Source organism: Catenulispora sp. MAP12-49, from assembly GCF_041262705.1.
In the GTDB taxonomy this organism is placed as follows: domain Bacteria; phylum Actinomycetota; class Actinomycetes; order Streptomycetales; family Catenulisporaceae; genus Catenulispora.
Genome location: NZ_JBGCCP010000023.1, coordinates 156,644 through 181,337, shown reverse-complemented (window position 1 = coordinate 181,337; position 24,694 = coordinate 156,644). Strand labels below are relative to the sequence as shown.

Annotated in this window: 23 protein-coding genes; 9 read left to right on the top strand and 14 right to left on the bottom strand. The window is 71.6% G+C overall.

Annotated elements, in window-relative coordinates:
* Positions 1-506 precede the first annotated feature (506 nt).
* The 3 genes from ABIA35_RS33570 (at position 507) to ABIA35_RS33560 (ending at position 3,758) form a co-directional block, all read left to right on the top strand.
* Entirely contained in the window at positions 507-746 is a 240-nt protein-coding gene (locus ABIA35_RS33570; RefSeq protein ID WP_370334815.1) for a hypothetical protein, read from the top strand.
* 85 nt (positions 747-831) lie between these two features.
* Positions 832-1,875 (top strand): MauE/DoxX family redox-associated membrane protein, encoded by a 1,044-nt coding sequence (locus ABIA35_RS33565; RefSeq protein WP_370360641.1) that lies wholly within the window; start codon positions 832-834, stop codon positions 1,873-1,875.
* A gap of 8 nt (positions 1,876-1,883) precedes the next feature.
* Complete coding sequence (locus ABIA35_RS33560; RefSeq protein ID WP_370360640.1) at positions 1,884-3,758, top strand: ABC transporter ATP-binding protein; 1,875 nt, start codon at positions 1,884-1,886, stop codon at positions 3,756-3,758.
* Positions 3,759-3,818: 60 nt separating this feature from the next.
* Here ABIA35_RS33560 and ABIA35_RS33555 read toward each other — a convergent pair whose 3' ends face one another.
* Both ABIA35_RS33555 and ABIA35_RS33550 read right to left on the bottom strand, forming a co-directional pair.
* A complete protein-coding gene (locus ABIA35_RS33555) occupies positions 3,819-4,286 on the bottom strand; it encodes a hypothetical protein (protein ID WP_370360639.1) in 468 nt (155 codons plus the stop codon).
* Positions 4,287-4,432: 146 nt separating this feature from the next.
* A complete protein-coding gene (locus tag ABIA35_RS33550) occupies positions 4,433-4,879 on the bottom strand; it encodes a DUF4395 domain-containing protein (RefSeq protein WP_370334823.1) in 447 nt (148 codons plus the stop codon).
* 97 nt (positions 4,880-4,976) lie between these two features.
* Here ABIA35_RS33550 and ABIA35_RS33545 point away from each other — a divergent pair, with 97 nt between their 5' ends.
* Entirely contained in the window at positions 4,977-5,414 is a 438-nt protein-coding gene (locus ABIA35_RS33545) for a thioredoxin family protein (protein WP_370334825.1), read from the top strand.
* A 32-nt stretch (positions 5,415-5,446) separates the two neighbouring features.
* On the opposite strand, the gene ABIA35_RS33540 is transcribed toward ABIA35_RS33545, so the two are convergent.
* From ABIA35_RS33540 to ABIA35_RS33520, 5 genes are all read right to left on the bottom strand, one after another.
* The gene (locus ABIA35_RS33540; RefSeq protein WP_370334827.1) at positions 5,447-6,523 is read right to left on the bottom strand and encodes a cation diffusion facilitator family transporter; all 1,077 of its coding nucleotides are present in this window, start codon (positions 6,521-6,523) and stop codon (positions 5,447-5,449) included.
* Positions 6,524-6,621: 98 nt separating this feature from the next.
* The gene (locus tag ABIA35_RS33535) at positions 6,622-7,248 is read right to left on the bottom strand and encodes a GNAT family N-acetyltransferase (RefSeq protein ID WP_370360638.1); all 627 of its coding nucleotides are present in this window, start codon (positions 7,246-7,248) and stop codon (positions 6,622-6,624) included.
* A gap of 56 nt (positions 7,249-7,304) precedes the next feature.
* The gene (locus ABIA35_RS33530; protein WP_370360637.1) at positions 7,305-8,057 is read right to left on the bottom strand and encodes a hypothetical protein; all 753 of its coding nucleotides are present in this window, start codon (positions 8,055-8,057) and stop codon (positions 7,305-7,307) included.
* 137 nt (positions 8,058-8,194) lie between these two features.
* A complete protein-coding gene (locus tag ABIA35_RS33525) occupies positions 8,195-8,452 on the bottom strand; it encodes a type B 50S ribosomal protein L31 (RefSeq protein WP_370334833.1) in 258 nt (85 codons plus the stop codon).
* Positions 8,453-8,544: 92 nt separating this feature from the next.
* Positions 8,545-9,645 (bottom strand): aldose epimerase family protein, encoded by a 1,101-nt coding sequence (locus ABIA35_RS33520; protein WP_370360636.1) that lies wholly within the window; start codon positions 9,643-9,645, stop codon positions 8,545-8,547.
* A gap of 138 nt (positions 9,646-9,783) precedes the next feature.
* Between ABIA35_RS33520 and ABIA35_RS33515 the strand changes: the two genes are divergently transcribed.
* Positions 9,784-10,863: a LacI family DNA-binding transcriptional regulator gene (locus tag ABIA35_RS33515; RefSeq protein WP_370360635.1), complete on the top strand. Its 1,080-nt coding sequence runs from the start codon at positions 9,784-9,786 to the stop codon at positions 10,861-10,863.
* Between the two features lie 221 nt (positions 10,864-11,084).
* Here the strand turns inward: ABIA35_RS33515 and ABIA35_RS33510 are convergent, their stop codons facing one another.
* The 4 genes from ABIA35_RS33510 to ABIA35_RS33495 all read right to left on the bottom strand — a co-directional run bounded on the left by ABIA35_RS33510 (position 11,085) and on the right by ABIA35_RS33495 (position 16,049).
* Entirely contained in the window at positions 11,085-12,101 is a 1,017-nt protein-coding gene (locus ABIA35_RS33510; RefSeq protein ID WP_370334839.1) for an ABC transporter permease, read from the bottom strand.
* On the bottom strand, positions 12,098-13,075 hold the full coding sequence (locus tag ABIA35_RS33505) for an ABC transporter permease (protein WP_370360647.1): 978 nt from the start codon (positions 13,073-13,075) through the stop codon (positions 12,098-12,100). Before ABIA35_RS33505 ends, ABIA35_RS33510 begins: the two co-directional genes overlap by 4 nt.
* Positions 13,075-14,871, bottom strand: coding sequence for a sugar ABC transporter ATP-binding protein (locus ABIA35_RS33500; protein ID WP_370360634.1), 1,797 nt, complete (start codon positions 14,869-14,871; stop codon positions 13,075-13,077). Before ABIA35_RS33500 ends, ABIA35_RS33505 begins: the two co-directional genes overlap by 1 nt.
* A 71-nt stretch (positions 14,872-14,942) precedes the next feature.
* Complete coding sequence (locus ABIA35_RS33495) at positions 14,943-16,049, bottom strand: ABC transporter substrate-binding protein (RefSeq protein WP_370334845.1); 1,107 nt, start codon at positions 16,047-16,049, stop codon at positions 14,943-14,945.
* Positions 16,050-16,385: 336 nt separating this feature from the next.
* Between ABIA35_RS33495 and ABIA35_RS33490 the strand changes: the two genes are divergently transcribed.
* Positions 16,386-19,271 (top strand): RICIN domain-containing protein, encoded by a 2,886-nt coding sequence (locus ABIA35_RS33490; RefSeq protein WP_370360633.1) that lies wholly within the window; start codon positions 16,386-16,388, stop codon positions 19,269-19,271.
* A gap of 13 nt (positions 19,272-19,284) precedes the next feature.
* On the opposite strand, the gene ABIA35_RS33485 is transcribed toward ABIA35_RS33490, so the two are convergent.
* Entirely contained in the window at positions 19,285-19,524 is a 240-nt protein-coding gene (locus ABIA35_RS33485; protein ID WP_370360632.1) for a hypothetical protein, read from the bottom strand.
* Between the two features lie 72 nt (positions 19,525-19,596).
* Positions 19,597-20,265 (bottom strand): O-methyltransferase, encoded by a 669-nt coding sequence (locus ABIA35_RS33480; protein WP_370334849.1) that lies wholly within the window; start codon positions 20,263-20,265, stop codon positions 19,597-19,599.
* Here ABIA35_RS33480 and ABIA35_RS33475 point away from each other — a divergent pair.
* Positions 20,264-20,911: a TetR/AcrR family transcriptional regulator gene (locus ABIA35_RS33475; protein WP_370360631.1), complete on the top strand. Its 648-nt coding sequence runs from the start codon at positions 20,264-20,266 to the stop codon at positions 20,909-20,911. The two genes, ABIA35_RS33480 and ABIA35_RS33475, sit on opposite strands and share 2 nt — an antisense overlap.
* 42 nt (positions 20,912-20,953) lie before the next feature.
* On the opposite strand, the gene ABIA35_RS33470 is transcribed toward ABIA35_RS33475, so the two are convergent.
* Complete coding sequence (locus ABIA35_RS33470) at positions 20,954-22,699, bottom strand: MFS transporter (RefSeq protein ID WP_370360630.1); 1,746 nt, start codon at positions 22,697-22,699, stop codon at positions 20,954-20,956.
* Positions 22,700-22,818: 119 nt separating this feature from the next.
* On the opposite strand from ABIA35_RS33470, the gene ABIA35_RS33465 reads away from it, so the two are divergent.
* Both ABIA35_RS33465 and ABIA35_RS33460 read left to right on the top strand, forming a co-directional pair.
* Complete coding sequence (locus tag ABIA35_RS33465; RefSeq protein WP_370360629.1) at positions 22,819-23,367, top strand: MarR family winged helix-turn-helix transcriptional regulator; 549 nt, start codon at positions 22,819-22,821, stop codon at positions 23,365-23,367.
* The gene (locus ABIA35_RS33460; RefSeq protein ID WP_370360628.1) at positions 23,352-24,692 is read left to right on the top strand and encodes an MFS transporter; all 1,341 of its coding nucleotides are present in this window, start codon (positions 23,352-23,354) and stop codon (positions 24,690-24,692) included. The genes ABIA35_RS33465 and ABIA35_RS33460 overlap by 16 nt, the downstream gene beginning before the upstream one ends.
* Positions 24,693-24,694: the final 2 nt, after the last annotated feature.

The following is a 24,694-nucleotide window of genomic DNA, read 5'->3' as shown; positions in this document are numbered from 1 at the left end:
AGCTGGGCGATCCGACTTGATACCACCGGACCGGTCTGCTTCCGTAAGGCGACGATGCGACGGGGAATCCGGGACAAAGGCGACCACAAGCAACGTCCGCCGGCAGCCAGCGCAACCCCCACTCCCCGGAGCGAGGCCGCTCGCCGCGCAGGCGCCGCCGGAGGCGCTCTTGACTGTCGCCTCTGCTCTTGACTGCCGCAGTAGACCCGACCACCTACCCACACCACCCCCGCCCCGCGAAACCAACGCCACCACCGACCCGCGCCACCAACGGATCCCGCAAACCCTGCGCGAAGCCGTCAAGAAACGCCTGTAAGCCACCCACCCCACCCGCACCCACACGAGAACCTCACCCACGCATAGGTCAGGGGCGCCACTTTTTCCGGCGCGCCTGGGCGCGGACGCACAAGTGTGCGGGATCGTCCGGGGTTCGTGATTCCCCCGGGCGTGGTCGAGCAGAGTCGGACATCGCAAGGTCCGTATCCGCTCGACGACGTGGAGGATCGATGACCAGAAGGATCAACAGCTGGGGTGACCGGATGCTGGCGCGCGTGCTGCGTCAGGAGACCGCCGGCGCGTGCGTCCCCCCGGACCCGTGCGGTCTGGCGTACTCCCACAGCTACTGCCACAACGGGAAGATGTACGACCAGTACTGCCCCGGGCGGTTCAACTGCGGCGGCGCCTGCGTTCCCGAGTACAGCCAGGGTTCCGGCTGCGTGTCGGACCCGAACGGCCGGTCCTGCTGACGGCGGCCCGGCCCGTGTGCGGCGGGGCCTGGTCTGCCTCCCTTGGGTTCCCGCCGCACGTCCTGAACAGGCGGTACGAACGTTGATGTACTTCGCTGTGGCCGGACGCGGGGTGCTGCTGGTGGTCTTCGGCGTCGCGGCCTTCGGCAAGGCGCGCACGTCGGCGGCCTTCGCAGAGTTCGTCGATACGCTGCGCGATCTCCGGTGGATCCGCGAGGCGTGGCGGCGGCCTCTCGCGTTGGGGGTCGTGGGCGTCGAGGTTGCGATCCCGGTTCTGTTGGCGCTGCCGTGGACGGCGGTTGTCGGACTCGGCCTGGCGTTGCTGACCTTGACGGCCTTCACCACGGTGGTGGCCGTGGCACGGCTTCGGGGACAGCAGGTGCGGTGCCGGTGCTTCGGATCCGGATCCCGCTCGGCACCCGGGGCCGAGGCTGCCTTGTGGGGCGTCGCGCAGATGCTCCGCAACGTGGCGTTGATCGCGGTCGCCGGGATTGCTTTGGCCAGTGCTCTGACACAGCGGTCCGGCGCGACCCCGGATCTCTTCAAGGGGGCTCATTTGCTCGGCGTACTCACCGTGACGGTGGCGGTGCTCGCACCTCTCACCGTGTTCAACCTGTTCCTGCTGTTCGCCGTGCTCCGGCGGCTGCGCACCGCCGGGACGGCGAACGTGCCGCACGTCGACACCCTGCCCGCGGTGGGCCTGGTGGTCGGCGGGTTCACGGCGGCCACGCTCGACGGCCGCGTCCTGGGCGGCGAGGACCTGGCCGGGACCCCGCGCAACGTCGTGTGCTTCATGGTCGGCTGCGAGCCCTGCAAGACGCAGATCGCCGCGATGCGCGCGGACGGCGGCCTGGACCGCGAGCGGACGCTGGTCTTCGTGTTCGGCGATCCGCACGGCGAGGCCGACCGCGAGCTCGCCGCGTCGGTGCGCGACCTCGGCACCGTGGCGCTGCTGCCGATGGGCGACCCGGTCGCGACCGCGTTCGGCGGCATCGACGGGTTCCCGACGCTGATGCGCACCGAGAACGGCAGGATCGTGGCGAGCGCGCGGCGGTGGGCCGATGTCGGGGCCACTGTCGGGGCCGATGTCGCTGTGCCGTCCCCCGCGCCGGCCGGCATCGCGCCGTGACCATGGCCATGACCAACCCGGATATGACCGAGCCGGACACGGCCAACCCAGACCGGCGCGGCCCCGTACCTCCATCGGGGCCGCGCCTCCTGCAGTCCGCCGTGGCGCTCGGCTGGCAGGCCGACCGCCTCGGCACCCTGGCGACGGTGGCGGTCACCGTCGTCCTGGGATCGGTGCCGACCGGTTCGGCCTGGACGGGCAAGCTCCTGTTCGACGAGCTGGCGCGGGGGCACGCGGCCCGCCTGCCGTATGCCTCAGAGCTCGTACTCGCCGGCGCGGTACTCGGGTGCGTGTCAGCCCTCTGCGGTGCGGCGTCGTCGCGCTTGACGCTGCGGTTGCAACGCTCGGTGTCGCTGCGCGTCCAGGACCGTCTGTATGCGGCCGTCAATGCCCTGACCGGCTTGCGCCCCTTCGAAGACCCCGCCTTCCAGGACCGCATCCGGCTGGCCGAGCAGGGCGCTCAAGCGGCGCCCCGGCAGGTCACCGGGATGCTCACGGACATGGTGCGGGGCCTGGTCACCGCGATCGGAATGCTCGGCGCGGTGCTGGCGGTGTGGCCGCCGATGGCGCCGGTCCTGCTCGCCACGGCGGTCCCCACCTACCTGTTGCAACGCGCGCTGGCCCGCCGGCGTGCGGCCACGACCGAGGCGACGATGCAGACGCAGCGGCGCCGCCTGCTTTACCAACAGCTGCTCACCGACGCCGGGGTGGCCAAGGAGGTCCGGGTCTTCGGCGCGGGAGACCTCTTCCACGGCCGGATGCTCGAAGCCTTCGGTGAGACCAGTGCGGCCGAGCTGGCCGTGGAGCGGCGCGGCGCGCTGTGGCAGGCGGTGCTGGCGATCCTCGGCACCGCGGTGGCCGCCGCGGGATCGCTCGTGGTCGTGCACGGCCTGATCGACGGACGCGTCTCGCTCGGCGACCTGGCGCTGTTCACCGCCGCCGTCACCGGGATCCAGGGGGCGGCCTCGACCGTCCTGAACCAGGTCGGCCAGGTCGGCGCGAGTCTGCGGCTGTTCCGCAGCTACCTCGCGGTCCTGGCCGCGCCGCCGGACGTCGCCGGGGGCGCCCGGCCCGCGCCGCCGCTACGCGAGGGCATCGAGCTGCGCGACGTCTGGTTCCGCTACCACGAGGGCGCGCCGTGGGTGCTGCGCGGCGTGGATCTGTATCTGCCGCACGGCAGCGCGGTGGGCCTGGTCGGCCTGAACGGAGCCGGCAAGAGCACCCTGGTCAAGCTGCTGTGCCGGTTCTACGAGCCGGACCGGGGCGAGATCCTGTGGGACGGTGTGGACGTGCGCGAACTGGACGTGGCGGACCTGCGCCGGCGCATCGGCGCGACGTTCCAGGACTACGCGCGCTACGACCTCACCGCGGCCGAGAACGTCGGCATCGGCGATCTGGACCGCTTCGACGACCGCGCGGCCGTCCACCGCGCCGCCGCGCGGGCCGGCATCGACGAGACGCTCGCCGGGCTGCGCCACGGCTACGACACGATGCTCTCGCGCATCTTCTTCGACGAGGACCGCGAGAAGGGCCTGGCCCTGTCCGGGGGCCAGTGGCAGCGCGTGGCCATCGCGCGCTCGCTAATGCGCGAGCACGCGGACCTGCTCATCCTCGACGAGCCGAGCTCGGGCCTGGATGCCGAGGCGGAGCACCAGATCCACCGGGCCCTGACCGAGCACCGCACCGGCCGAACCAGCCTGCTGATCTCGCACCGACTCAGCACCCTGCGGGACGCCGAAGTGATCGTGGTCCTGGCCGAAGGGCGCGTCGTGGAGCGGGGCACGCATGAGGAGCTGATGAAGGCCGACGACGCGTACGCCCGGCTGTTCCTGCTTCAGGCGGCCGGGTATCGCGATCCGGTCCTCGACGGGGAAGCAGTATGACGAACCGCGTTCCTGGTTGTGCGCTCAGCCCTGGTTGTGGATTCAGCCCCGGGTGTGGGCTCAGCCGCCGCAGACCGTCGCGACCACCTGGGCGTCGGTCAGGGCCTGCTGCGTGTCGGGCTGCTGGCCGGACTCCGCGGCGCTCAGGACGGCCTGCAGGTCGTCGGCGACCTTGTTCATCGCGTCCTTGCCGCCGGCCTTCTGCGTGGTGAGCGCGGCGGCGCGCAGCTGGCTTATCGAGGTGTTGACGCCCTTGAGCGCGGTCTGCGGATTGGCGGAGTTCTGGGCCTTCTCAGCGTTCTGAATCGCAAGCATCGCCTGGTTGCAGCCGGTGTCGCCGCCACCGCCGCCGGAGCTCCCGCCGGTGCCGCCCGAACCCCCCGTGCCACCCGTGCCACCGCCGGAGACGCCTCCGGTGGTGTTGGCCGCCGAGTCCCCGCTGATGGTGCCAGAGCTCGAGCATCCGGCCAGCAGTACCGCGGCGCAAGCGACCGCGACCAGCGCGGGAATGCCGGGACGAGTGGACATGAATCAACCCCCCTTTGCTCATACAGCTCAGTCGCCAGGAACCGCCGGTTGTCAGAAGCCGTATGGATGAGCGGGCAGCTGACTTTGGTCAGGACCCTAGGGAAGCGGGCTCGGTATTGCAAACCTCGGGCAATAGCCCTCGCGCCTCAGACACGGCGCGCCCGGGCCAACACCAGGTACATCTCACACCCGAGGCAGAACCCGAACGCCGCGTTGAGGAATGCCGCCGCCAACGCCAGCGCGGTGGCGGCCTCGCCCAGGACCGGAACGCCGGCGAGGTAGCCGATCGTCCCGACCACCGCGAACGCCAGGCCCACCCCCTGCGCGAACCGCGGCGGCGCCTCGTCCTCGAACGCCGAGGGCGGCCCGAGACGCGGCCGGACCAGCCGCGCGAACAGCAGACCGTAGGGCGCGCGGCGCAAGCCGGCGAACGCACCGATCGCGAAGACGAGCGCCTGGGCCGCCAGCAGCCAGCCGCTGCCGGTGGCGAGCACCACCAGGAGCACGACGGTGGTCAGCGTCGCCCCGAAGCGCGGCGCGCGCACGTCGATGCCCCGGGCCGCCGAGGGCGAGGTGACCTGCGAGTTCGTCATCGGGCCACGGTAGGTCGGCGATCGCGGCCCGGGAACGTGCGTCTCATGCACCGGACAAGGCGGGAATAACCCGCGAGACGGCGGCACTGTGTGCTGCATGGATCCCACGGGAGTGCTCGCGGCAGCCGGCGCGCTGGCCGCCGCCTCGGCCTTCGGACTGTGGCGCAAGCGCACGGACGGCGCGGTGCGCACGGTCGCGGCCGAGCAGGCGGCCGCGGAGCACCTGACGGCCGACGATCTGGGCATCGAGCTCGACCCGCGGGCCACCCTGGTCCAGTTCTCCTCGAAGGTCTGCCAGTACTGCGGACCGACGCGCCGCATCCTGAGCGAACTCGCCGAGCACCACAGCGTCGCCTACCTCGACATCGACGCCGAGGCCCGCATGGACCTCGCGCGCCGCCTGACGGTACTGCGCACACCGACGGTCTTGCTGCTCGACGGAGCCGGACGCGTCACGCACCGGGTGTCCGGGCCGCCGCGCCGGGGCGAGCTCGCGGCGGCGGTGGGGGATCTGGTCGACGCGAGCACTGCCTGACCTGGCGAGCGCCGCCTGCCGTTCTCCGTGCCTCAGTGATCGTGCGGCCCGGTCCGGTGCACCGGACCGTGGCTGTCCTCGCAGTGTCCGGAATCGCGCTCCGGCACCGTCTTCGAGATCTGCAGCACCTCGGTCTCGGCGGCGTCCTCGCCGAGGTGGTCGACCTGCAGGGTCGCGTGGCTGATGCCGTGCTCGGCGAGGAGCTGGCGTTGCATCACGCGGCGGACCTTGTGGCAGTCGCCGCCGGGGACCACCAGGACGTGCGCGCTCAGGGCCGCCTGGCCCGAGGTGATCTCCCAGATGTGCAGGTCGTGGACCTCTATCACCTGGTCGACGGCCGCCAGCTGGTCGCCGACGGCGTCCGGGTCGATGCCGGCGGGCGCGGCTTCCAGGAAGATGCGGCCGGCGGCGGTCACCAGGCCCAGGCCCGCCTTGAGCATCAGGGCCACGACCACCAGGGTGGCGATCGCGTCGGCGCGGCCGTAGCCGGTGATCAGCACCACCAGGCCGGCGATGGCGGTGGCGATGAAGCCGTACAGGTCGGTCAGGATGTGCTGGAAGGCGCCCTCGACGTTCAGGGAGGTGCGGTTGGCCTTGGAGATCGACCAGGCCGCGGCGATGTTCACCACCACCCCGACCAGCGCCACGGCCAGCACCAGCCCGCCGGCCACCTCCGGCGGGTTGAGCAGTCGGCGCACCGCCTCGAAGGCCAGCACCGCCGAGAGCACCAGCAGGGTCACGCCGTTGGCCTGCGCCGACAGGATCTCGGCACGCTTCAGGCCGAACGTGTAGCCCCCGCGCGCCGGACGCGCCGCCAGGCGCATCGCGAACAGCGCCAGCAGGATGGAACCGGCGTCGGTGAGCATGTGGGCCGCGTCGGAGAGCAGGGCCAGGGAGTGCGCGAGCAGGCCTATGACCACCTCGACCGCCATGAAGCCGAGGATCAGCGCCAGGCCGGTCAGCAGCCAGCGGCGGTCGGCGTCCAGGGCCACGCCGTGGCTGTGGCCGGAGTGGCTGTGACCGGAGTGACCGTGCTCGACCGCGCCGTGCTCGGCCGCGTCGTGCATGGCCGCGCCGTGCTCGTCGTGGTCGTGAAGATGCTCAGACACTTGGCTCCGCCCGGGTCGGGATGTCGAAGGTGACACCCGAAGTGAATCGCACAGGTGCGTACCAGGGCAAAGATGGCAACGACATCGGTTTCCATTGTCTACCGCCGGTAGACGAATCCCGCCAGCGGCGCGTGCACCTTCCATCCCATCGCCTCGTACAACGCCCGGCCCTCGACGGTCGCGCCCAGCACGCTCGTCGAGGCACCGAGCTCGTCGGCGGCGTTGGCCAGCGCGTTCATCACCACCGAGCCCAGTCCGCGGCGCCGGTGCGCGGGCTCGGTCTCGATCTGGTCCACGGTCCCGTGGTCCCCGACGTAGCCGTACTGGCCGCGCGCCGCGAGCTCGCCGTCGAAGGTGTGGATCCGTATATAGGTCACGCCCTCCTTCGACTCCGAGCTCAGCGTGTACCCGTCCGGCAGCGCGACGGCCGCCGGCGCCACGTCGATCGCCATCAGCCAGCCCGGGATGTCCTCGGTCCAGCCGGCGGGCAGCCACGGCGCCAGCTCCGAGGGCTCCACATGGCTCTTGATCCACGTCAGCGGCTCGTCGATGCCGGCCACCAGCTCCCGCACCCCGGGCTCGCTCGGGTCCAGCAACACATGGCGGCGCAGCTGGTTCGCCGCGCCCACCTCGATCCGCAGTCCCCACTGCGTGACGACCGGCGCGGCGGTGCCGCGCGACACGCTCCAGCCCTCGGCCCAACGGTGCGTCAGCTCGCTGGTCATGCAGCCCTCCCGGTAATAAGCGATTCCCTTGACCGCACCTTACCGAGAAGGACCGACTATTGCAGGTCGCACTTCCCGTACTCGGCCTGCCCGGAGACGTCGTGGCAGGTGAAGTTGGCGACCGGACCGGGGGCCTCCGGCGTGGTGAGTGCCACGCCCCACGCCGCCGTCGTACCTCCGCAGCCGACATGGAGGGAGAACGATTCGGTGGTCGGCAGCGTGTACCAGTAGCGCGACGTGGAGCCGTTGCCGATGCCCTGCCACGGCGAGTAGCCCGCGCCCTGGGCCGCCTGCACCCAGACACCCTCGACCGAGTGTCCGGACACACACGAGATGGTGCCGCTGATCTGCAGCGAGCTCGCAGCCTTCGTGCTCGAGGCCGGCGGCGGGGGCGCCGCGGTCGTCGAGGCCGGCGGTTTGGCCGTGGTCTTCGCCGGCGGAGGCGCCGATGCCGGCTGCGAGAAGCTGCTCGCCGGCCCCGAAGGCGGCGGGACCGCCGGCGCGGACGACGACGTCGAGGCCGTCGTGGGTGTGGTTGGCGAAGGGGCTCCGGGACGCGCCGAGAACGTCAACTGCGGCGGCTGCTGCGAGTACCCGCCGTCGGAGCCGGTGACGTAGCCTCCCGGGCTGCTCGCCGCCGCCGCGCCGACCGCCGCCTTGCGCGGCTTGGACGAACCTCCGGCCACGGCCACCACCGACACCACGCCCACCGCCACGGCGACGACGGCACCCGCGGCGATGGCCATCGTGCGCCTACGCCCCGCCACTGACGGATCCGCCGGCAGCGGGATCGTGTTCTTCTCCTGCATCGCACCCCTTCACCCGACCCGCCGAGGCGGGACACAAAACAGGATCGTTATACGCGACCCCGACTTCGGGTGCACTCCGAATCCTCAACGGGATTCTAGGTAGTGCCCGGGCGGCTCGCATGACGAGCCCTGGTGCGTCAGTCGGCCGAGCTCTGCCGCTGGTAGCGCCGATTGAAGCGCTCGACGCGGCCGGCGGTGTCCACGACGCGGCTGTTGCCGGTGTAGAAGGGGTGGCTGGCCGAGGAGACCTCGACGTCGATGACCGGGTAGGTGCGGCCGTCCTCCCAGACGACGGTCTGCGCGCTCTCAGCGGTGGACCGGGACAGGAAGGTGTAACCGGCGGCCTGGTCGCGGAAGACGACGGGGCGGTATGCGGGGTGGATTCCGGACTTCATGGTGTTCCTCCTGCGCTCTTCGCGTGGGTTGACAGTGCGATGAACGATCGGGCCCACCCCGTCTAACGCGATAGGGACTCAGTTATTCCACGTTATTCCGCGCGGTTCGCGCTGTGACGTGGGAGACAGCCCAGCTCGAACACGGTCGTCGAAGTGAACACCTGCCCCGGCAGCAACACGGTCGAGGGGTAGTCGGGACGGTTCGGCGAGTCGGGGAAGTGCTGCGTCTCCAACACGATGCCGCCGTACTGCTCATACGGGCGTCCACCCAGGCCCGTCATGCTGCCGTCGAGTTCGCCGGAGAGGTAGAGCTGGAGGCCCGGCTCGGTCGTGGCGATCCGCATGACGCGACCGCTGGCGGGGTCGTGCAGGGTGACGACCGGACGCGGCTGTTCCGTGCGTCCGCCGCGCAGTACGAAGCAGTGGTCGTATCCGCCGGCCGCCCGGAGTTGCGGATGCGGGTCGGTCAGGCGCGCGCCGACCGGTGCCGGGTCGCGGAAGTCGAAGGGGGTGCCGGCGACCGGGGCGGCTCCGTCGAGGGGGATCAGGGCTTCGTCGACCGGCAGGAAGCCGTCGGCGGCGACGGCGAGTTCGTGGTCCAGGACGTTCCCGACGCCTTCGCCGGCAAGGTTGAAGCGGGCGTGGTTCGACAGGTTCAGGACCGTCGGGGCGGTCGTCTCGGCGCGGTAGTCCAGGGTGAGGCAGCCGGCGGCCAGGGTGTAGCGGACGCTGACGGTCACCTCGCCGGGGAAGCCCTCCTCGCCGTCGGGGCTCACGCGGATGAGGGTGAGGGCGGTGCCGCCGTCGACGTCGGTGACGCCGTCGGGCGCGGTCCACAGGCGCGCGCCGAAGCCGGGGCTGCCGCCGTGCAGGGTGTTGGGGCGCGGGCCGTCGTTGAGCGGGAGGCGGACGGCGCGGCCGTCGAGGGGGAACGTGCCGCCGGCGATGCGGTTGGCGTACCGTCCGACGACACAGCCGAAATAGGCGGCGCGCTCCAGATAGTCCGAGAGGTTGTCGAAGCCGAGGACGATGTTCGCCGGGTCGCCGTCACGATCCGGCGTCGTGAGTTCCTGCAGGGTCGCGCCGTAGGACAGGATCGTGGCGCGGAGTCCGGAGGAGTCGGTCAGCTGCCAGCTGTCGACCGCGGTGCCGTCGGGCAGGGTGCCGAAAGGTCGGAGGGCTGAAGATCGCAACGGGCTGCTCCTCGGTGCTGTCGATCGGTGCTGGTCGAGCTGAATCAGAAGTTTGTGAAGATTGTCAGGAAATGAGCTATTCTAACGTTGGAACACTGACATCAGATCACATCAGGCGGACGGAGCACTGAGGCGACGATGGATGGGGCGAGGAGTGTCCCGAACGGCGCCGGGCCCGCGCCGAGGCTGAAGGACGTCGCCGAGGCCGCCGGCGTCTCGGTGAAGACGGTGTCCAACGTGGTCAACGGCACGGTGCACGTGGCCGCCGCGACCCGGGAGAAGGTGCAGGCCGCGATCGACGCGCTGGGCTACCACCCCAACGTGGCGGCCCGCAAACTGCGCACGGGGCGCAGCGGCGTGATCGCGCTGGCCTTCCCCGAACTGCCCTCCCCGTACTTCGCGGAGCTGGCGGTCGAGGTGATCGCCGCGGCCCGCCGGCACGGCGTCACGGTCCTGATGGACGACACCGCCGGCGACCCCCGCGCCGAGCTGCGCATCGCCAGCGGTCTGGGCGACCCGATGATCGACGGCGTGATCCTGAGCCCCCTGGGCCTGGACCAGCACGAGCTGGCCGCGCGCGAGCGCCAGATCCCGCTGGTCCTGCTCGGCGAGGCCGACCTGGGCCTGGTCTGCGACCACGTGCACATCGACAACGTGGCCGCCGCCCGGGAGGCGGTCCGCCACCTGATAGCCGCCGGCCGCCGCCGCGTCGCCGCGATCGGCTGGCAGGACCCCAGCCCCCGCGCCACCGCCCAGCAGCGCATGACCGGCTACCGCCAGGCCCTGGCCGAGGCGGGCCTGCCGGCCGAACCCGCCCTGTGCCCGCCGGTACGCGCCTACTTCCGCCCCGACGGCGCGGCCGCGATGCGCCGGCTGCTGAAGCTGCCGCAACGGCCCGACGCGGTGTTCTGTTTCAACGACCTGATGGCCCTGGGGGCACTGCGCGCGATCCACGAGGCGGGCCTGCGGGTGCCGCACGACATCGCGCTGGTCGGATTCGACGACGTGGAGGAGGCGGAGTACGCGATCCCGTCGCTGACCACGGTGGCACCGGACAAGACCGGCATCGCCGAGGCCGCGGTGGACGCGCTGCTGCACCGGATCGCGGACGGGTACGGGGAGCCCGGGCGGCTGATCCAGCCGGGGCACCGGTTGGTGATCCGGGAGAGCAGCGGGAGCAGCGGGAGCAGCGGGAGCAGCGGGAGCAGCGGAGAGTAGGCGCGGCCGGGGCAGCGGGCGTTGTGGCGGCTTCGCCCGCGCCGCGCCGGCAGCCCGCGCGGCCGGAAGCGAGCGCGACCCGGCAGCGGGGGCAGCGGCAGCAGCGGGGGCTGAAGTCCGGGGCGGCGCCGCGCACGCCATGCACGCCATGCACGCCGCGCACGCCGGGGCCGCCGGGCACGCCCCGCCCGGCGGCCCGGCGCCGCGGCCGTTCGCTGCGGTCATCGCCGCCGCGAACGCTCGAGCAGTGCCTGCGCCAGGACCACGACGGCCAGGAACGCGCCGTTCACCGCGTCCGTCATCGCCGATCCGTACTGGGACAGGTACCGGTCGATCAGGTGGTGGATCACCGCCAGCAGCAGGACGCCGCAGACGGTTCCGCCGATGGTGCCGTAGCCGCCGGTCAGGAGCGTGCCGCCGATCACCACGGCGGCGATCGCGGTCAGTTCATAGCCGACGCCGATCGTGGTCACGCCGGAGCCCAGCCGGGCGCCGCCCAGCGCTCCGGCCGCGCCGGCGAGGGTGCCGGACAGCAGGTAGACCAGCACCTTCGCGCGGGCCACCGGCAGGCCGAGCAGGACCGCGGAGTCCTGGTTGCCGCCGATCGCGGTCAGGGTCGCGCCGTAGCCGGTGCGCTCCATCAGGATCCAGCCCGCCGCGAACAGCGCCGCCACGATCCCCACCGGGACCCACGTGCCGGCGCCCAGGTGGCGGAACCAGGAGCCGGTCGGCACCAGGTACGTCGTCGATCCCTGATCCGTCAGCGCCTGGAGCAGTCCGCGCGCGCCGAGCAATCCGGCCAGCGTGACGATGAACGGCGCCATCCCCCCGTAGGCGACCAGCAGCCCCTGCACCGCGCCCCACGCCGCGCACACCACCAGCGGCAGCGCGATCGCCAGCCACGGGCTGTGCGTCGCGCCGCGCGCCGCCAGCACGCCGCCGAGCGCGTACAGCGAGCCCACCGACAGGTCGATGCCGCCGGTGGTGATGACGAACGTCATCCCCAGGGCCAGCAGCCAGACGAAGGCGTTGTTGCCCAAGATGGTGCTCACGTCCGACCAGGACGCGTCCGACGGCGAGGCGATCGTCGCCGCCGCGCACACCGCCACCAGCACCACCAGCGGCCCGCGCCGTTCCGCGCGCCGGATCCAGCGCTCGCCCGGCGTCTCCAGCCTGCTCTCGGCGCCCTCGCGCGGCGCCGGGGCCGGAGCCACCGTCTGCGATGTCCGCACGCTCATCGCGTCCCCCGTTCCCTGGACACGTAGACGGCCAGGCAGATCAGCACGGCCTCGACGATCTGCGTGGTGGAGGTCGGCACGTTGTGCTGGATCAGCACCGCCGAGGCCAGCTGCATGAACATCGCCCCGGCCACCGTGCCCAGCACCCGGACCCGGCCGCCGGCCAGCGGGGTGCCGCCGACCACCACGGCGGTGATCGCGCTCAGTTCCATGTTCAGTCCCTGGTTGGCCGGGTCCGCCTCGGCGCCGTGGCCGACGATGAGCACGCCGGCCAGCGCGGACAGGATCCCGGAGAGCACGTAGACGGTGACCAGCACGCGCCGCACCGGCAGCCCGGCCAGCAGGCTGGCGCGCTTGTTGTCGCCGATCGCGACCAGTTGGCGGCCGAAGGTGGTGCGGCGCACGGTGTAGGCCACGGCGCCGGTGGCGGCCAGGGCGATCCACGCCATCAGCGGCACCCCGGCCAGATTCTGCTCGCCGAGGTTGAGGATCGTGGTGTCCTCCACCGGTTTGGCGGCGGCGCCGTTGAGCAGTTCGGCCAGGCCCCGCAGGCCGATCATCAACGACAGCGTGGCCACGATCGGCTGCACCCCCGCGAAGGCCACCATCGAGCCGCCGACCAGGCCGGCGGCCGCGCCGAGCAGCAGGGCCAGCACGATCGCCGGGGCCGGGCCGTAGCCGATGTACAGCGGGATGACCGAGGCGGCCAGCGCGATGGTCGCACCGACCGACAGGTCCACGCCCTCGGTGCCGATCACCAGCGCCATGCCCAGGGCCACGAGCACGGTCGGGGCGGTCTGGAACAGCTGCACGCGCCAGTTCGACGCCGACATGAAGTCGCTGTTCATCGCCGTCGCGACGGCGACCAGCACGACCAGCGCCGCGTAGACGCCGTAGCGCTGGGCCAGGTCCAGGATCCGGTCGCGGGCGCCGGCGCCGTCGGCGTCCACGGATTCGATCACGGTGGCGGCGATCACGGTGCGCCCTCCTCGCGCTCGTGCGGAATCGCGGCTGCGGTTTCGTGCTCGGGCTCGTGCTCAGGCTCGGGTTCAGGGACGGCCTCAGGCTCGTATCCGGCTTCGTCCGCCGGATCGGATCCCTCGCCGGCCAGCGCGCTCATCAGGTTCGGCGCGGTGACCTCGGCCCGGTCCAGGCGCGCCGCGACCGTCCCGGTGTGCAGCACCACGACCCGGTCCGAGCCCTCGATCAGCTCGTCGAGCTCGGAGGAGATCAGCAGCACGCCGACTCCCTCGGCGGCCAGCTGGTCGATGATGGTCTGCACCTCGGCCTTGGCCCCGACGTCGATGCCGCGCGTGGGCTCGTCCAGCAGCAGCACCCTGGGGTTCAGGCACATCCAGCGGGCCAGCAGCACCTTCTGCTGGTTGCCGCCGGACAGGTCCTGCACCTTCTGCTCGGGGCTGGAGGCCTTGATCCGCAGCCGGGTCATGAAGAACTCGACGATCCGGTCCTGCCGCGCGGTGGAGACGATCCCGGCCCGGAACAGCCTGGGCAGCGCGGCCAGCACGATGTTCTCCCGCACCGACAGCCCGGGGATCACGCCCTCGGCCTTGCGGTCCTCGGCCAGCATCGCGATCCCGGCGCGCACCGCGGCCTGCGGGCTGCGGCGCCGGATCTGCTTGCCGGCCACGGAAACCGTGCCGGCGGCCGGATGCGCGCCGATCACCGCCTGCGCGGTCTCGCTGCGGCCCGCGCCGAGCAGCCCGCCCAGGCCGACCACCTCGCCGGCGGCGACCTCCAGGCTGACGTCGTGCAGGCGGTGCCGGTCGGTCAGGCCGCCGATGCTCAGCGCCGGCGGATCGGACCGGTCGGAGCCCGCTGAGCCCACTGAGCCCCCGGAGCCCGCGGAGGTCCGGCCAGCACGCCCGCGCGGAAGCAAGTCCTTCAACGCCGCATCGGCGGGAGCCGGCTGCCGCTGTGACTTGTCCGGGGCGAAGGCCGTGACCCGGCCGTCGTGCGCGGCCAGCAGCGCGCGCCCGAGCATGAGCGCGACCAGCTCGGTGCGCGGCAGCTCGGCCATCGCGCCGCTGTGCACGGTCCGGCCGTCGCGCAGCACCGTGACCCGGTCGCAGATCTCGTACAGCTCGTCCAGCCGGTGGCTGACGAACACCACCGCCGCGCCCTGCTCCCGCAGGGTCCTGATGACCCCGAACAGGGTCTGGACCTCGCGCGGCTCCAGGCTGGAGGTCGGCTCGTCCATGATGACCACGCGGGCGTCGGTGCGCACCGCCCGGGCCAGCGCGACCATCTGCCGGGCGCCCAGGCCCAGGGTGTGCACCGGCGCGGTGACGTCGACGCGCACGCCGTAGCGCACCAGGATCTCGGCGGCCAGCCGGTTCATCGTGCGCACGTCGACCAGGCCGAACCTGCGCGGCTCGCGGCCCAGGAACAGGTTCCGGGCCACCGACATCATCGGGACCAGGTTCACCTCCTGGTAGATCGTCGAGATGCCGGCCGCCTGCGCCTCCAGCGGCGTGCGGAAGGACCGCTCGGTCCCGTGCAGCGCGACCACCCCGTCGTCGGGCCGGTACACGCCGGTGAGCAGCTTGATCAGGGTGGACTTCCCGGCGCCGTTCTCGCCCATCAGGGCGTGCACCTCGCCGGGGCGCACCGACAGATCCGCCCCGCGCAGAGCGTGGACGCCGCCGAAGCTCTTCACCACCTGCCGGGCCTCCAACGAGGCAGGAGCGCCCTCGGGCGCTCCTGCCTCCGGCGGCACGGAGGGGTCTGGTTCATCCGGCCTCGTCGGCACGGTTCCTCCTCAGTGGACCCAGGAATCGTGGACCCGCGATGTCAGATGTCGCAGATCCCCGCACCGCCAGCTCAGTAGACCTGGCCGCCGGACAGCGCCTGCGCCGCGTCGGCCTGGGTGAAGTGGTTGTCCTTGATGATCACCTTGCTGGAGACCCCGGAGGTGCCGAAGAACGCCTGCAGCGAGGAGAAGGCCAGCGGGCCGAAGCGCGGGTTCGTCTCGACGTCGGCGTAGATCGAGCCGGAGGCCACGTCCTGGACCGCCTGCTGGGTGCCGTCGATCGAGACGATCTTGATGTCCTTGCCCGGGGTCTTGCCGGCCGCCTTGATCGCCTGGATCGCGCCCAGGGCCATCTCGTCGTTCTCGGCGTAGACGGCGTTGATGCCCGGGTTGGCCTGGAGCATCTGGGCCATCACCGACTGGCCGTCGGTCTGGTCGAACTTGCCGGTCTGCGAGGCGACCACGGTCATGGTCGGGTACTTGGACTTCAGCTCGTCCTGGAACCCGTTGGTCCGGTCGGTGCTCACGTTGTTGCCCGGGGTGCCGGACAGGATCGCGACCTTGGCCGTGTTGCCGGTGGCCGCGGCCAGGTCGTCGGCGGCGATCTGGGCCTGGCCGTAGAAGTTCGACCCGATGAAGGCGATGAAGTCGCCGCACGCGGTGCCGGTGACGGTCCGGTCGATGGTGAGCACCGGGATCTTCTTGGCCTTGGCCTCGGCCAGCGCCGGGCCCAGGCCGTCGGAGTTCTCCGGGGCCACGATCAGGACCTTGGCGCCCTGGGCGATCATGTCCTCGATCTGCGAGTTCTGCGCGTTCACGTCGGCGTTGGCGTTGCGCTGGATCAGCTTGATCCCCAGCGACTTGGCCTGGCTGGTGATCGAGTCGGTCTCGGTGGACCGGAAGGGGTTGCTGGTGGACTCCGACTGCGAGAACCCCACGACGGTGCCGGGGTCGGTCAGGTTCACCTGCGGCACGCCGCCGGCGTAGGTCTGGTACGTGCACCCCGGGCCGGAGGCCGAGGTGGCGACCACCTGCTGGGCCGCCGTCCCGGTCGAGGACGCACCGGAGGCGGCGGGCTTGGCCGCCGACTTGGCGCAGGCGGCGGTGCCGGCCAGGCAGGCCACGGCCACGGTCGCGGCCATCGCCGGCCGGGTCAGAGTCTTTACACGCGAGCGCATGGAAATTCGTCACATCCTCGTCACGGGCGGATTCGGGTACGCGCCGACGCGCGGCTCCCGGCGCGCGCATCGGTTCTTCGACGGTTCCGTGGTGCGGTGTTTCCAACGATGTAACGCTAGTCATGCACCTCCGAGGCAGGCATGTCAAGCCTCTTGTTGCTTGAGGCAAAACCCTCATCAGGCCTCGATAACCGCCCCGAGCAGCGGTTTCGGCACGCCGATCAGCATTCGGCGAATCACCGCGCTCAAGGCAGGGTCTTGACGCACCACCCGCACGGTGTCTGAATGAGGCATTACATCGTTGAATCAGGGCGCTCTACCCACCGGAGCCTCATCATGTCCCTGCCCCACGTGCCACTGTCCCGCCGCGCTCTCTTGCGCACCGGCGCTCTCACGGCCGCCGCCATGACCACCAGTCCGGCCCTGACGTCCCAGGCCAGCGCGGCCAGCGCGGCCACCGCGCGCATAGCGCCGGCCGGCGGCGGCCTGTACACCCCGAACGCCGCGCCCCTGGCGCCGACCGCGCTGCTGCGGCTTCCCCCCGGCGCCGTCCGCCCCTCCGGCTGGCTGGCCGGCCAAATCCAGCTCCAGCTGAACGGCCTGTGCGGCAAGTACCAGGACACCTCCCACTTCCTGGACAAGTCCACGACCGGCTGGCTCAACCCGTCCCAGGACGGCTGGGAGGAGGTGCCCTACTGGCTGCGCGGCTATGGCGATCTGGCCTACCTCACCGGTGACGCCACGGCTCTGGCCGACACCGCGTCCTGGATCGAGGGCATCCTGGCCACGCAGGCCTCGGACGGGTTCTTCGGCCCGACGTACCTGCGCACCAACCAGGGCGGCCAGGCGGACCTGTGGCCCTACCTGCCGTTGCTCCAAGCCATGCGCAGCCGTGTGGAGTACACCGGCGACCAGAACACCCTGAACGCCATGACCGCGTTCCTGCAGTTCGTGCACGCCCAGCCGGGTTCGGTGTTCTCCGCCTACTGGCTCTCCTTCCGCGTCGCGGACGGCCTGGACGTCATCTACTGGCTCTACAACCGCACCGGCGAGGCCTTCCTGCTCGATCTGGCCGACACGATGCACAGCAACAGCGCGAACTGGCTGAACAACCTGCCCACCCCGCACAACGTCAACCTGGCGCAGGGTTTCCGCGAACCGGCGGTGTACGCGCTGCGCTCCGGCCAGTCCGGCATGACGCAGAACGCGTATCAGAACTACGCGACGATCATGGGCCGCTGGGGCCAGTTCCCCGGCGGCGGGTTCGCCGGCGACGAGAACGGCCGCATCGGCTATCGCGACCCCCGCCAGGGTTTCGAGACCTGCGGCGTCGTCGAGCTGATGGCCAGCCACGAGCTGCTGAACCGGATCACCGGCGACCCGGTGTGGGCCGACCGCTGCGAGCAACTGGCGTTCAACATGCTGCCGGCGGCCCTGGACCCGCAGGGCAAGGGCACGCACTACATCACCTCGATGAACAGCGTGGACCTGTCGAACACGGTGAAGACCCAAGGCCAGTTCAGCAACGTCCGGGCGATGCAGGCGTACATGCCCGGCGTGGACCAGTACCGCTGCTGCCCGCACAACTACGGCCAGGGCTGGCCCTACTTCACCGAGGAACTGTGGGCCGCCACCCCGGACGACGGACTGTGCGCGGTGATGTACGCCCCCTGTTCTGTCACCGCGAACGTGGCCGGCGGCCACTCGGTCACCGTCACCGAGAGCACGGGCTATCCGTTCACCGACACCGTCACCCTGACCCTGTCGACGTCCACACCGGCAACGTTTCCGCTGTACCTGCGGATCCCGGGCTGGTGCTCCGCCCCGGCGGTCGCGGTCAACGGCAAGGCCGTCAGCGCACCGGCCGGCCCGGCGTACACCCCGATCCCGCGCACCTGGCACAACGGCGACACGGTGACGATCCACCTGCCGTCCACCCCGGTCGTCTCCTCGTGGAGCACGATCGGCGGCGCCCTGTCGGTGTCGAACGGGGCCCTGGACTACTCGCTGAAGATCGGTGAGAACTACGTCCAGTTCGCTGGGAACTCGGAGTTCCCCGAGTACGAGGTGCACGCCACCACCCCGTGGAACTACGGCCTGGACCTGCCGTCCTCGAACCCGGCCGGCGCACTGTCGTTCCACGCCGCCACCGGTTCGGTATCGGCGAATCCGTTCACCCAGCAAAGTGTTCCGGTCAGCATCACCGCCCCGGCCGCGCAGCTCGCGCACTGGACCGCCGACGACCAGAACGTCGCCACCGAACTGCCGACCGGCCCCTTCCAAGCCTCCAGCACCACCACCGTGACGCTCATCCCGATGGGCGCGGCCCGGCTGCGCATCACGGCCTTCCCCGCGGTCGGGACCAGCGGCGGCGCCTTCGCCCAGCCCGGCGGCTACTTCAGGCTGCTGAACGCCAACAGCGGCAAGGTCATGGGCGTGTCGAACATGTCCTGGGACGACAGCGCCCAGGTGGTCCAGTTCGACGACAACGGCACCGCCGACCACCTGTGGCAGCTGGTCGACAACGGCGACGGCAACGTCCGCGTCCGCAACGCGTGCAGCGGCCTGGTACTGGGCGTGGACGGCATGTCCACCGCGAACTCGGCGAACATCGTGCAGTTCGAGAGCACGAACACCCTGGACCATGTCTGGACCCTGATCGACAACGGCGACGGCCGGATGCGCATCCGCAACGTCAACAGCGACAAGGTCGCCGGCGTCGCGAACATGTCCACCGCCGATTCGGTGAACGTGGTCCAGTACGACGACAACGGCACCGCCGACCATCTCTGGACCCTGATCCCCGACGGCCCGGTCCGCATCATCAACAAGAACAGCGGTCTGGTGCTCGGTGTGGCCGACATGTCCATGGCCGACTCGGCGAACGTCGTGCAGTACGACGACAACGGCACCGCCGACCACCAGTGGACCTTCCTCAGCGACTCCAGCGGCTGGTGGAAGATCCAGAACCTGAACTCCGGCAAGGTCATGGGCGTGGCCGACATGTCGACCTCGGACTCGGCGAACGTCGTGCAGTTCGACGACAACGGCACCGCGGACCACCTGTGGCGCCTGCGCCCCGGCGGCGGCCCCTGGTTCCGGATCCAGAACTCGAACAGCGGTCTGGTCCTCGGCGTGGCCACCATGTCCACAGCCGACTCCGCGAACGTCGTGCAATACGACGACAACGGATCGGCGGACCACCTATGGAGGATTCTCTAGCCGGACGTCCGGGTCAGGCCCTGGTGGAGAGGGTCCGCCAGGCCTCCCAGGTCTCCAACCGCTTCCGGTAGGCGGCCGTGACGACCGGATAGGGATAGGCGCCGAGGAACAGCCGAAGAGGCGGTTCCTCGGCGTCGACCAGTTCCAGGATGACATCCGCGGTCGCCCGCGGGTCCTGCGGCGCGCGGGCCGCGGCACCGGCGCGCCGGGCCTGGCGGACCAGCTCGTAGGCGGCCATCGGCTCGGTGTGCACCGCCGACCCGGTCGACCAGTCGGTGCCGTAGGGCCCGGCTCGACGATGGTGACGTGGATGCCGAGCGGCGCGCTACAGACGGCAGCTGATCTCCATGCCGTCCTCGACCGGGAAGGTGACGCCCTCGTAGCCGTTGGCGGGGTCGCGCACGTACTCCAAGTACGGCTTGACCGACTCGAAGCTGGTGTCGTCGGCGATGACCAGCGCGCCGGGCGCCAGCCGCGGTTCGAGCGCGCGCAGGACCGGGACGTACAGGTCCTTCCATCCATCGAGCAGCAGGAAGTCGATGTCGGCGTCGGCCAGGTGCTCCGGCAGCGTCGCCAACGCGTCGCCTTCCAGCACGGTGACGACGTCGCTCAGCCCGGTCTCTTCGAACGTGGCGCGCGCCGCCGCGATCTTGGTCGCGGACATCTCGGTGGTCACCACGCGCCCGGCGCCGTTGTCCCGGACCGCGGCGGCCAGGTGCAGCGTGGAGATGCCGTAGGACATGCCGAACTCGACGACCGTCGCCGGCTTCACGGCGCGTACGAGGGTGTAGAGCAGGCGGCCGGCGTCGGCGGAGATCGGCATGTAGATCTCCGACCAGGCGTCGGCGCGCTGCTGGGAGTCGGTGTCGGCGAAGCCCTGCGGGTGCTGGGCCACGGCGCGGTCGTAGGCTGCGTCGTCCTGGTCCGCGGAGGCGAACATGCGACGGAGGGCTTCGGCGACACGGGGGTCGCGCAGGGTGCTGGAGGAGATCATGTGCTGTAGAGTAGACGCAACGTTGCGTCTTGTCCAAGGAGTGAATCACGTGCCCGCACAGCAGCGCCACCACGGCAACCGCCACGGACGCAGCGAGGACGCGCGCCAAGCCGTGCTCCAGGCCGCCGACGACCTGCTGGTGGAGAAGGGCTTCGCGGGGGTGACGATCGAGGGCGTCGCATCCGCCGCGGGCGTGGCCAAGCAGACGATCTACCGCTGGTGGGGTTCGAAGACGGACATCCTGCTGGACACGTTCCTGGAGGACGCGGCCCGGGACCTGGCCCCGCAGGAGCACGAGCCGCTGGCCGAGGACCTGCGCGCGCACCTGCTGCGGCTGGCGGGCTTCCTGAGCGCCAACGACGCCGGCGCGGTCTTCAGGGCCCTGATCGGCCACGCGCAGCACGACGCCGCCTTCGCCGAGAAGCTGCGCACGCACTACCTCGACGAGCAGCGGCAGCGCGACCGGGCGCCGCTGGACCGGGCGATCGCGCGCGGGGAGCTGCCCGAGGATGTGGACGTGCTCGCCGCGGTGGACCTGCTCGTCGGGCCGATCTACCACCGGGTCCTGATGACCGGGGACCCGGTGGACGAGCAGTTCGTCGACGGGCTGGTCGCGCACTTCATCAAGGGCTACGGCCTGAGCTGAGCCGGCTCGTCCCGAAAGTCACCGCGAAAGTCACCGCGGTGGTCACGAGGCCGGGCACTCCGATCCGCGCGGCAGCCGGTAGTCGCTGTCGATCGTGTACCGGCCCGGCGCCCGCACCTCCAGCCGCGTCCAGTCGCCGTCCTTGGCCAGGCAGGCGCCGGCCTGGCCGTCGACCCGCAGCCAGGGCGACCATTGGACGCGGACGGTCACCGGTGTGGTGGCGCCGGCGACGTCGAGCACGATGTGCGCGGCGTCGGTGGCCACGACCGTCGCCGGCGGCGAGGCCAGCGCCACGGCGTCGGTGAACTTCAGCAGGCGCCACGACGAGTCCTGCCAGATCTGGCGCAGCCAGGGCGGATCGGTGGCCAGGACGGCGGCCTCGTCGCGCGCCGAGTAGTCCAGGTCCGCGGCCGGCAGCATCGGGACCGCGACGTATCCGACGGCCCACGTGCGCAGCCAGTCGTGGTAGGCGGCCGGGGTGAGGCCGCCTTCGTAGAACAGGGGGTTGCGCTCGACGTCGGCCTGGCGGTTCCAGCCGCGGGCCAATTCGGCGACGTCGGTCAGGCCCCAGGACTCCCAGTGGTTGAGCATCGGGACGGCCTCGACGCGGGCGCCGGTGGCGTCCACGTGCAGGCTCCGCAGTTCGGCGACGAGCCCGGCGCCCTGCGCGCGGCCGGAGGGCGTCGGGATGCCGACGATGTCGCTGGTCACCGTCCAGTAGCCGGCGAACAGGAAGGCCAGGAGCAGGGCCACGCTGCGCAGGCCCGGCATGCGCGGGCTGGGCAGACTCGGCAGGTGCGGGTTGTGCAGGCCGGGCATGCGCAGCCGCAGCCCCAGCGAGCGCAGCCGTGGCAGGTCGCCGCGGGCGCACAGCGCGGCGAGGAAGACCACGCTGCCGAAGATGAGCGCGAGGCGTTCCACGTTGCTGCCGAGCGGGGTGTCGATCAGCATCGTGAGGCCGGCGCCGGCGGCGTAGAGCAGAGCGCCGACGCGCACCACGCGCCATACCGGCGCGGCGGACGGGCCGCTCGGGACGAGCACGGCCACCCCCAGGGCGCAGCCGGCGGTGCTGACGATCGTCGTGCCGCCGACCGGGTCCACGCCGGCGAACGGGAACAGGGCGCTGGTCAGCAGGACCACGACCGGTCCGGGGACGCCGAGGGCGATACCGGTGCGGCGGCGTCCGGTCAGCAGCAGGGCCGCCGCGGCGACCTCGACGAACAGCCCGGCCAGCGGACTGGCGCACACGGCCAGGAACGCCAGCGCGGCGGCCAGCGCGGTGCGGCCCCAGCCGGGCGTGCGCTCCGTCCCGGCGGCGGCACCGGCGGCCAGGCCGAACATGAGCCCGATGGCGAAGGTGACCCGGCCGGCGGCCAGGTCGCACCACAGGGCGAAGGTCCCCCACAACGCCACCGGCAGCGGCCAGCGCAGCCCGGCACGGGTGAGGATGTGCGCCAGCAGGACCGCCGAGACCACCACGGACAGCACGCCGGCCGCCCGGACCCCGACGGCCGCCATCAGGAACGGGGCGAGCAGGCTGTAGGAGGCGGGGTGGATGCCGCCGTACCAGGCCAGGTCGTAGGCCGAGCCGGGGTACTTGGCGGCGAAGTCGGCCCAGGACCACTGCGCGGCCAGGTCGCCCCCGACGCCGGCCAGGAACAGCGCCCAGATCAGGGTCAGGACCAGGGACAGCGCGGTCGCCGCCCAGACCGTCGGGTTGAGGCGCAGCAGACGCAGGACGCCAGGGGACGGTCCTGCCGGCCCCGCATCTCCTCCGGCCACAGACACGGGCAGGCCACCCTTCTTGCTGGTTGCAGCCCAAGATAGTGATCACCTAACCACGCACCGTGACGCCACGCAGCACCAAATTACAACAGCACTTATAGAAGCGCTGTTACGATCTCCCCATGACCCCCGCCGACCAGCCCTTCGACCAGCCCGCCGACCAGCCTGCCGACCGGCCTTTCGACGACCCGTCCGACACCAGCCTGTGGCGCCCGCTGCACCAGCTGGTGGCGGGCGTCGACGCCGACATCGCCCAGGTCTACGCCGACGCCGCGATCGAGGGCGTGAAGCCCACCTGGGTCCGCGAACTCCTGCGCCTGTACCGCGAAGGCCCGATGACCATCACCGAACTCGCCGAGGCGATCGGCCGCACCCACTCGGCCCTGAGCCAGAAGGTCGCCGCGATGAAGGCCGCCGGGCTGGTCCGCACCACCCCCGGCCCCGACGCCCGCACCAAGCGCGTGGACCTGACCCCCGCCGCCCGCCGCCTGGCCCCCCGCCTGGCCGCGGAATGGCGCGCCACCGAGGCCGCCCTGGCGGAGCTGGAGGCCGAGATCCCGTACCCGGTGAGCAAGGCGGTCGCGGACGTGGAGCGGGCGCTGGCGCGCAAGAGCTTTCACGAGCGGATCAGCGAACGGCTGAGGGAGGACCCCGCATGGCGTGGCGAATAGGGGCGCGGCGAATAGAGGCAGTGCGGGTGGGGTCGCGGTTGAGAGGGTCGCTCGCCGACACCGCCCCGCTGCGCGAGTCCCCCGCCTTCCGCCGCCTGTGGATCAGCCAGCTCTGCTCCAGTTTCGGCGCCCAGATGACCACCATCGCCGTGCTCTTCCAGGTCTGGCAGAGCACCGGCAGCGCGGCGTGGACCGGGGCCATCGGCCTGGCGCAGGCGGTGCCGCTGATCGCCTTCGGCCTGTTCGCCGGCGCGCTGGCCGACCGGCTCGACCGGCGCCGCTACTACCTGGTGTGCACCGTCGGGCAGGGCGCGTGCTCGGCCCTGCTCGCGACACAAGCTCTGCTCGGCACGTTCCCGGTCGTCGCCGTGCTCCTGGTCGTCGCGGCGCAGTCGGTGTTCGGCGCGGGCAGCAGCCCGACCGCGCGGACGTTCCTGCCGCGGCTGGTGCGTACCGAGCACCTCGGGGCGGCGTTGGCGCTGAACCGGATCGCGTTCCAGGCCTCGATGATGGTGGGGCCCGCGATCGGGGGGCTGGTGGTGGCCGGGGTGGGGATCGGCGGCTGCTATCTGATCGACGCGCTGTCCTTCGGCGCCGCGTTCTACGGCGCGTTCCGGCTGCCGCGGGCGGTCTCGGCGATGTCCGCGGAGGCGGCGCCGCGTCCGGGGCTGCGGGGCGTGGCCGACGGTCTGAGCTACCTGATGCACACCGCGCCGGTGCGCGGGGCGCTGCTCACCGACCTGGCCACGACCGTGCTCACCATGCCGGTCAGCCTGTTCCCGCTGCTCAACGCCGAGCGCTTCGGCGGCAACCCGCGCACCCTGGGCCTGTTCCTGGCCGCGATCGCGGTCGGCGGGGTCACCGCCTCGGTGTTCTCCGGGACCTTCACCAGGCTGCCGCGCCCCGGCGCCGTCATGCTGCTCGGCTCGACGGTCTGGGGCGCCGCGCTGCTGACCCTCGGCCTGGTCTCCAACGCCTGGCTGGGCCTGGCGTGCCTGGCGGTCGCCGGCGCCGCGGACACCCTGGCGGTGGTCTCGCGCAGCACGGTCGTCCAGCTGAACACCCCCGACGAGATGCTCGGGCGGGTCGCCGCCGCCGAGCAGATCGCCGGGCAGGCCGGGCCGGAGCTGGGCAACCTGCGCGCCGGCCTGACCGCCGCCGCGACATCCGGGGCGGCGGCCCTGGTGAGCGGCGGCGTGCTGTGCCTGGCCGCGCTCGCGGTGATCATGGTGAAGACGCCGGAACTGCGGGAGTTCACCCGGCCGACGGCTGTCGAACCCCCGCAGCCCGTGAGCGTGGCCGGAGAACCGGTCGGCGCGGCCTGAGA